At 65.6% G+C, this 7,653-nt stretch carries 7 protein-coding genes; 1 reads left to right on the top strand and 6 read right to left on the bottom strand.

Going from position 1 to position 7,653, the window contains the following annotated elements; genetic code table 11:
• The 4 genes from VFW69_RS14525 to VFW69_RS14540 form a co-directional block, all read right to left on the bottom strand.
• Positions 1-644: sulfate ABC transporter permease (locus tag VFW69_RS14525; protein ID WP_526502216.1), on the bottom strand; the 644-nt coding region annotated here is incomplete at its 3' end.
• Entirely contained in the window at positions 641-1,513 is an 873-nt protein-coding gene (gene cysT, locus VFW69_RS14530; protein WP_526502217.1) for a sulfate ABC transporter permease subunit CysT, read from the bottom strand. The genes VFW69_RS14525 and cysT, both read right to left, overlap by 4 nt.
• Complete coding sequence (locus VFW69_RS14535; protein ID WP_526502218.1) at positions 1,510-2,541, bottom strand: sulfate ABC transporter substrate-binding protein; 1,032 nt, start codon at positions 2,539-2,541, stop codon at positions 1,510-1,512. Before VFW69_RS14535 ends, cysT begins: the two co-directional genes overlap by 4 nt.
• Positions 2,542-2,879: 338 nt before the next feature.
• A complete protein-coding gene (locus VFW69_RS14540; protein ID WP_526502219.1) occupies positions 2,880-3,074 on the bottom strand; it encodes a hypothetical protein in 195 nt (64 codons plus the stop codon).
• A gap of 151 nt (positions 3,075-3,225) precedes the next feature.
• Here VFW69_RS14540 and VFW69_RS14545 point away from each other — a divergent pair, with 151 nt between their 5' ends.
• Entirely contained in the window at positions 3,226-5,265 is a 2,040-nt protein-coding gene (locus tag VFW69_RS14545) for a glycoside hydrolase family 15 protein (protein WP_526502220.1), read from the top strand.
• 101 nt (positions 5,266-5,366) lie between these two features.
• On the opposite strand, the gene VFW69_RS14550 is transcribed toward VFW69_RS14545, so the two are convergent.
• Positions 5,367-6,122, bottom strand: a complete 756-nt coding sequence (locus VFW69_RS14550) for a sensor domain-containing protein (protein ID WP_526502221.1) — start codon at positions 6,120-6,122, stop codon at positions 5,367-5,369.
• 2 nt (positions 6,123-6,124) lie between these two features.
• Positions 6,125-7,653 (bottom strand): translation elongation factor 4 (lepA, locus tag VFW69_RS14555; RefSeq protein ID WP_526502222.1); only part of this gene is annotated, 1,529 nt, incomplete at its 5' end.

Consider the following 7,653-nt stretch of genomic DNA (forward strand, 5'->3'; position numbering starts at 1 on the left):
GACGACACCATGAGCACGGCACCGTATTCCCCCAGGGTACGTGCGATGGTCAACACGATGCCGTACGTCAGACCCCACCGGATGGACGGCAAGGTGATCCGCCAGAAGGTCTGCCACCAGCCCGAACCCAGGGTTGCCGCCGCCTCCTCCTGGTCGGTCCCCAGCTCGTGCAGCACCGGCTCGACTTCGCGAACCACGAACGGAAGCGTGACGAAGATGCTGGCAAGCACGATTCCCGGCAGGCCGAAGATGATCTTGAACCCGAGGTCTTGCTCCACAAATCCGAGCGCACCGGCCGACCCCCACAACACGATCAACGCGACGCCCACAATGACGGGCGAGACCGCGAACGGCAGATCGATGACGGCCTGCAGCACGCCCTTGCCGCGAAACCTGTTGCGCGCGAGCACCAACGCCGTAGGAATACCGAAGACGACGTTGAGGGGCACCACGATGGCCACCACCAGGAGCGTCAGATTCAGCGCCGATATCGCGGCGGGCGTGCTCACCCAGGCGTAGAACTGGCCGAGCCCGGGTTGAAATGTCCGCCACAGGATCAACGTCACCGGGACGACCAGCAGGACGAAGATGTATCCGAGCGCGATGAACCGCAACCAATAGCGCACTCCCGCAGACGATGTCATGCGGACAGCTCCTCCCGCTTGGCCGCGTACCCGCCCACGATCCGCAGAATGAGCAGCACGACAAACGAAATGACCAACAGCACAATCGATATGGCGGCGGCGCCGGTGCGGTCGTCGTTCTCGATCAGGGTGCGTATCCACTGCGATGACACTTCGGTCTTGCCCGGCACCGCACCACCGATGAGCACCACGGATCCGAACTCGCCGATGGCCCGTGAGAATGCCAGGCCCGCACCGGATAACAACGCGGGCAGCAGCGACGGCAGCACAACGGAGGTGAAGATCTTCGGGCCGCTGGCGCCGAGCGACGCCGCGGCCTCCTCGGTTTCGCGATCCAATTCCAGTAGCACCGGCTGGACGGCGCGCACCACAAACGGCAACGTGACGAAGGCCAGCGCCACCGTCACACCCGTAGACGTGTGCTGCAAATGCAGGCCGACCGGGCTGTTGTTGCCGTACAACGCCAGCATCACCAGGCTCGCGACGATGGTGGGCAGCGCGAACGGTAGATCGATGATCGCGTCGACGAGCCGCTTGCCCGGAAAGTCATCACGCACCAGCACCCACGCGATCACCAGGCCGAAGACCAGGTTGAGCACGGTGACTCCGGCCGAGATCGTCAGGGTCACCCGAAACGACTCGACCGCGGCATTCGAGGAGACCGCGAGCCAGAAGGCGTACCAGCCGCCACCCGCGGATTGCCAGGCGATTGCCGCCAGCGGCAGCAACACGATCACCGACAGCCACACCGTGGCCGCTCCGACCCGAAGGGCGGTAGTCCCGCGGCCGCGCCCGGCAAGCGGTCCCGGTGGTGTGTCACCGCTGAGCTCGGGCCGGATGGCCAGGGGATCCGGCGTGATGGCCGTCATCCGGTGGCCTTCGTGTAGATCTTGGTGATGCTGCCGGTGGCCTTGTCGAACAGCTGCGGATCCGCCGTGGCCCAGCCGCCCAGGTCGGCGATGGTCCACAGTTTCGCCGGCACCGGGTACTGGTTTCGGAAGTCGGCGGCGACGGCCGGATCGACCGGGCGGAAACCGGCCTGCGCCCAGACCTTTTGGGCCGCGGCCGTGTATTGGAAGTTCTTGAAGGCGACGGCGGCATCCAGATGCGGGCTGGTGTTGACCACGGCCACCGGATTGTCGATCTTGAAGGTCTGCGGCAGATTGATGTGTTCGACCGGCTTTCCCGCCCGCTCGGTGGCGATGGCCTCGTTCTCGTAGCTGATCAGTACATCACCGCTGCCCTGAACGAAGACATCGGTGGCTTCCCGCCCCGATCCGGGACGGAGTTTGACGTGTTCGGTCACCAACTTCTTGATGAAATCCACACCGGCGTCGCTATGGGCGCCGCCTTCACTCTTGACGGCGTACGGCGCGAGCAGATTCCACTTGGCCGATCCGGAACTGAGCGGGCTCGGGGTGATGACCTCGACGCCCGGCCGCAACAGGTCATCCCAATCCTTGATGTTCTTCGGATTGCCCTTTCGCACCACCAGCGTGACGACCGAGCCGAACGGAATTCCCTTGGTGGCGTCGACATTCCAGTCCTTGGAAACCTTACCGGCCTTCACCAGACGAGCGATGTCGGGTTCGACGGAGAAGTTCACGACGTCGGCCGGCTTGCCGTCGACGACACCGCGGGACTGGTCACCGGATGCCCCATAGGAGCTGACGACTTGCACGCCCTTGCCCTCATCGGAGGCATTGAACGCCGGAATTATCTTGCTCCACCCCGGTTCTGGGACCGAGTACGCGACCAGGGTGATGCTGGTGCGAGCATTGGATAGCCCACCGCCACCGACGGCATCACTGGCACCGCCGCGACATCCGGCAAGGAGGCCGGCAATCAGGGCAAGGGCGAGGACGGGCCGCCAATGTGATGCGGTCCTGGTGTCCATTGAGGGGCCTTCCGATGCGGAACGTATAGGGATTTTTGGTCCCGTTTCTGCGGATAGGCACCTAGAACTTCAGGAGAATTCGAAAACTCCAGACCAGACCGCGTACGGGTTTGGGAGTCAGCGACAACAGTGCACGAAGGGATAGCAGCCCGGAATGCCGAATGCCACGCGCATGGCGGGAAGCCTAACAGGAATTGACGTTGCCGCCACCGCGACGCGGGCCGAGCAAACGGGCCAAGCCCGCTAGTGGTGCATCAAGTGGGTCACCAACCACGTGACGACCACCAGCGCCACCAGGATGCCGAGAACCAGCGTCACGTGCGATCGAGGCATGAGCGTTACTCGGGTGTCCCGTCGGCGTGGCGGGCGCGGCGCATCAGCTCAATGCCCTTGCCGAGCAGGCCATCCAACACGCGCGCCACGGCGTAGGCCACCGCCAGCACGATCGGCACCACCACCATGGCCTGCAGCACGAAAGGGAGCCCCGAAAGCCAAAGCTCGTTGCCGTCCCACCAATTGAGGAACGCGTTCACTGGGCCCACCCTATTCGGCCCGGCTGCCGAAGACCAATGTGTGAAGGTCGGCGCCCGCTGCCCGAACACGCCAAACGCAGGGGATAGGCGCGCGCCACGCCACGTCGGCGAAACGTTGGACGCGGGACCGCTGAGCAGCGATGATGTCCAGATGGTTCTGCATGCCCAACCCGAAGACCAGCCGGCCGACACCATGCCCGAGGACGCGTTTCAAGCCGCCTCCGCAGCGCCGATGTCGTCGTCCATCGACTTGCGCACGCCCGGACCCCTCGCTCCTAGCGCCGCCCTGCGGAACCCATTCCCACCGATCGCCGACTACGCGTTCCTGTCGGACTGGGAAACCACCTGCCTGATCTCCCCGGCCGGGTCGGTGGAATGGCTGTGCGTGCCCCGACCGGACTCCCCCAGCGTGTTCGGCGCGATCTTGGACCGCAGCGCCGGTCACTTCCGGCTGGGCCCCTACGGCGTCTCGGTGCCCTCGGCCCGCCGGTACCTTCCCGGCAGCCTCATCATGGAGACCACCTGGCAGACTCACACCGGGTGGCTGATCGTGCGTGACGCGCTGGTCATGGGCCCCTGGCACGACCTGGAGCGGCGGTCGCGGACGCATCGCCGCACGCCGATGGATTGGGATGCCGAGCACATACTGCTGCGCACCGTGCGTTGCGTCAGCGGCACGGTCGAATTGATGATGAGCTGCGAGCCGGCGTTCGACTACCACCGTGTCGGCGCCACCTGGGAGTACTCCGCCAACGCGTACGGCGAGGCCGTCGCGCGCGCCACCAGGGAACCCGACGCCCACCCCACGCTGCGGCTCACCAGCAATCTACGCATCGGGCTCGAAGGCCGGGAGGCACGCGCGCGCACCCGGATGAAAGAAGGCGACGACGTGTTCGTCGCGCTGAGCTGGACCAAGCACCCGGCGCCGCAGACGTACCAAGAGGCCGCCGACAAGATGTGGCAGACCACCGAGTGTTGGCGGCAGTGGATCAACATCGGTAACTTCCCCGACCACCCGTGGCGGGCGTACCTGCAGCGCAGCGCGCTGACGCTGAAGGGCCTGACCTACTCGCCCACCGGTGCGCTGCTGGCGGCCAGCACCACGTCGCTGCCGGAAACGCCGCAGGGCGAACGCAATTGGGATTACCGCTATGCCTGGGTACGCGACTCGACGTTCGCGTTGTGGGGTCTGTACACGCTGGGGCTGGACCGCGAGGCCGACGACTTCTTCGCCTTCATCGCCGACGTCTCCGGCGCCAATCACAACGAGCGGCACCCGCTGCAAGTCATGTACGGCGTGGGCGGTGAGCGCAGCCTGGTCGAAGAAGAGCTGCATCACCTGTCCGGTTATGACCATGCCCGGCCGGTGCGAATCGGCAACGGCGCCTACGACCAGATCCAGCACGATATCTGGGGCTCCATCCTGGATTCCTTTTACTTGCACGCCAAATCACGCGAGCAAGTCCCCGAGACGTTGTGGCCGGTGCTGAAGAAGCAGGTCGAGGAGGCGATCAAGCACTGGCGCGAGCCGGACCGCGGCATCTGGGAGGTGCGCGGGGAACCGCAGCATTTCACGTCGTCGAAGGTGATGTGCTGGGTGGCGCTCGACCGCGGAGCCAAGCTGGCCGAGCGGCAGGGCGAGAAGAGCTACGCCCAGCAGTGGCGGGCGATCGCCGAGGAGATCAAGAACGACATCCTGCAGCACGGCGTGGACTCGCGCGGGGTGTTCACCCAGCGCTACGGCAGTGACGCGCTGGACGCCTCGCTGCTGTTGGTGGTGCTGACGCGATTCCTGCCGCCGGATGACCCGCGGGTGCGGAACACCGTCATGGCGATCGCCGACGAACTCACCCAGGAAGGCCTGGTGCTGCGCTACCGGGTCGAGGAGACCGACGACGGGCTCGCCGGCGAGGAGGGCACCTTCACGATCTGCTCGTTCTGGCTGGTGTCGGCGCTGGTCGAAATCGGGGAGGTGCGGCGCGCCAAACGCCTGTGTGAGCGGCTGCTGTCCTACGCCAGCCCGCTGCACCTCTACGCCGAGGAGATCGAGCCGCGCACCGGCCGGCAACTGGGCAACTTCCCGCAGGCGTTCACCCACCTGGCGCTGATCAACGCTGTGGTGCATGTCATCCGCGCTGAGGAGGAAGCCGACGGCTCCGGCATGTTCCAGCCGGCGAACGCACCGATGTGACGTGGCGATCGCGAGCGCGGCGTAGCCGGGCGAAGCGGGTCGCCACCATCAGGTAGTGGCGATCAGCTGAACGAAGCCGGTCGCCACCGTAAAGCGCGGCGTCAGCCCAGAGCGCTGACTTTGTCCATCAGGGCACGCGCGACGTCGATGGCGCTGGAGTTGATGTCCGCCGATCCCGGGTCAGACGACCGTCGCCCGCCGAAGAACACCACCTGAACCTCGACAAGGCAGTTCGACCGGATACCGATGGCGCGAGCCTGCGGGGTGGGCCGCAGGGGCGGCATGTTGGGCAGGATCGATGTCGCGGTTTTGGTGGCCGCGATGGTGGAATCGGTGGCGCGGACATCGCTGATGACGTTCGTGGTGCTGATCGGACCGGACTGTTCCGACGTCGTCATGCCGTTGCACTGCTGCCACTGCTCGGAGAACTGCGCGAACAGCGCCCCGGCCTGAGTGGCCGACGGAAGAGTGACGACGCCCTCCTCAACCACGATCACCTGCGCCGGTTCGCCGTTGTTCCACCACGACTCCGCCGCAACGTCTTTCACGTCGGCGGCCCGGTACACGCCCTGCTGCAACATCGCCGTCACGCCCAGGCAACCGGCCTGCGACGATCGCTTGACCTGATAAAGCTTTTCGGGCCCGCCGAATTCGGCCGGATCCCGCGCCACGAAGGTCTGATTGAGCATCCGCGACAGCGTCGCGCCGTCGAGAAGCACCTGCTTGACCGTCGCGCCACTCAGCGGCCCCGGCTTCAGGTTCGCCGCGGGCTTCGCCGTGCCCGCCACTACCCCACCGCAGCCCGTCGCCAACGCGGCGACCGCCAACAGCGCCGTCGCAATCCCCCGTATTCGCATGACTATTTCTTGCCCTTGTCCCCCGCGGCGTCGGCGGACAGCGCCGCGACGAACGCCTCCTGCGGCACATCGACGCGCCCGATGGTCTTCATCCGCTTCTTGCCTTCCTTCTGCTTTTCCAGAAGTTTGCGTTTACGGGTGATGTCACCCCCGTAGCACTTCGACAACACGTCCTTGCGGATCGCGCGAATGTTCTCGCGCGCAATGATTTTCGATCCGATGGCGGCCTGGACGGGCACCTCGAACTGCTGGCGCGGGATGAGCTCCTTGAGCTTGGTGGTCATCTTGTTGCCGTAGGCCGAGGCCCCGTCCTTGTGGACGATCGCGCTGAACGCGTCGACCGCCTCGCCCTGCAACAGAATGTCGACCTTGACCAGTTGAGCCTCTTGCTCGCCGGCCTCCTCGTAGTCGAGGCTGGCGTAACCGCGGGTGCGTGACTTCAGTGAGTCGAAGAAGTCGAAGATGATCTCGCCCAGCGGCATGGTGTAGCGCAACTCGACCCGTTCGGGTGACAGATAGTCCATGCCGCCCAGCTCGCCGCGACGCGACTGGCACAGTTCCATGATGGTGCCTATGAATTCGCTCGGCGAGATGATTGTGGTCTTGACCACCGGCTCGTAGACCTCGCGGACCTTGCCGTCCGGCCAGTCCGACGGGTTGGTCACCCGGATCTCGGTGCTGTCCTCTTTGATCACGCGATAGACCACGTTCGGCGACGTCGAGATCAGGTCCAGATTGAACTCGCGCTCCAAACGCTCGCGGGTGATCTCCATGTGCAGCAGACCCAAAAAGCCGCAACGGAATCCGAAGCCCAGCGCCACCGACGTCTCCGGCTCGTAGGTCAGGGCGGCGTCGTTGAGTTGCAGGCGGTCCAGGGCGTCGCGCAAAACCGGGTAGTCCGAACCATCCACCGGATACAGACCCGAGTAGACCATCGGCTTGGGTTCGCGGTATCCGGTCAGCGCTTCCGCGGCACCGTGGCGTGCCGTCGTCACGGTGTCACCCACCTTGGACTGGCGGACGTCCTTGACGCCGGTGATCAGGTAGCCCACCTCCCCCACGCCCAGGCCGTCGCTGGCCTTCGGCTCGGGTGAGACGATGCCGACCTCGAGCAGTTCGTGGGTGGCACCAGTGGACATCATCGCGATGCGTTCGCGCGGGGTGATCTTGCCGTCGATCACCCGGACGTAGGTCACCACGCCGCGATAGATGTCGTAGACCGAGTCGAAGATCATCGCCCGCAGCGGCGCGTCGCCCTCGCCCTGCGGGGGCGGCACCTCGCGCACCACGTGATCGAGCAGGTCGGCGACGCCGTCTCCGGTCTTGCCGGAGACGCGCAGCACGTCGCCCGGCTCGCAACCGATGATGTGGGCGATCTCGGCGGCGTAGCGATCCGGGTCGGCCGCGGGCAGGTCGATCTTGTTCAGCACGGGGATGATGTGCAGGTCGCGGTCCAGCGCCAGGTAGAGGTTGGCCAAGGTCTGTGCCTCGATGCCCTGCGCGGCATCGACCAGCAGTACCGCGCCCTCGC

The organism is Mycobacterium sp., from assembly GCF_036273375.1.
In the GTDB taxonomy this organism is placed as follows: domain Bacteria; phylum Actinomycetota; class Actinomycetes; order Mycobacteriales; family Mycobacteriaceae; genus Mycobacterium.

What these genes read in the sequence shown, in the direction of transcription:
- VFW69_RS14545 (WP_526502220.1), top strand. Translation starts at nt 3,226, where the DNA reads ATGGTTCTGCATGCCCAACCCGAAGACCAGCCGGCCGACACCATGCCC.
- VFW69_RS14550 (WP_526502221.1), bottom strand. Translation starts at nt 6,122, where the DNA reads ATGCGAATACGGGGGATTGCGACGGCGCTGTTGGCGGTCGCCGCGTTG.
- cysT (WP_526502217.1), bottom strand. Translation starts at nt 1,513, where the DNA reads ATGACGGCCATCACGCCGGATCCCCTGGCCATCCGGCCCGAGCTCAGC.
- VFW69_RS14535 (WP_526502218.1), bottom strand. Translation starts at nt 2,541, where the DNA reads ATGGACACCAGGACCGCATCACATTGGCGGCCCGTCCTCGCCCTTGCC.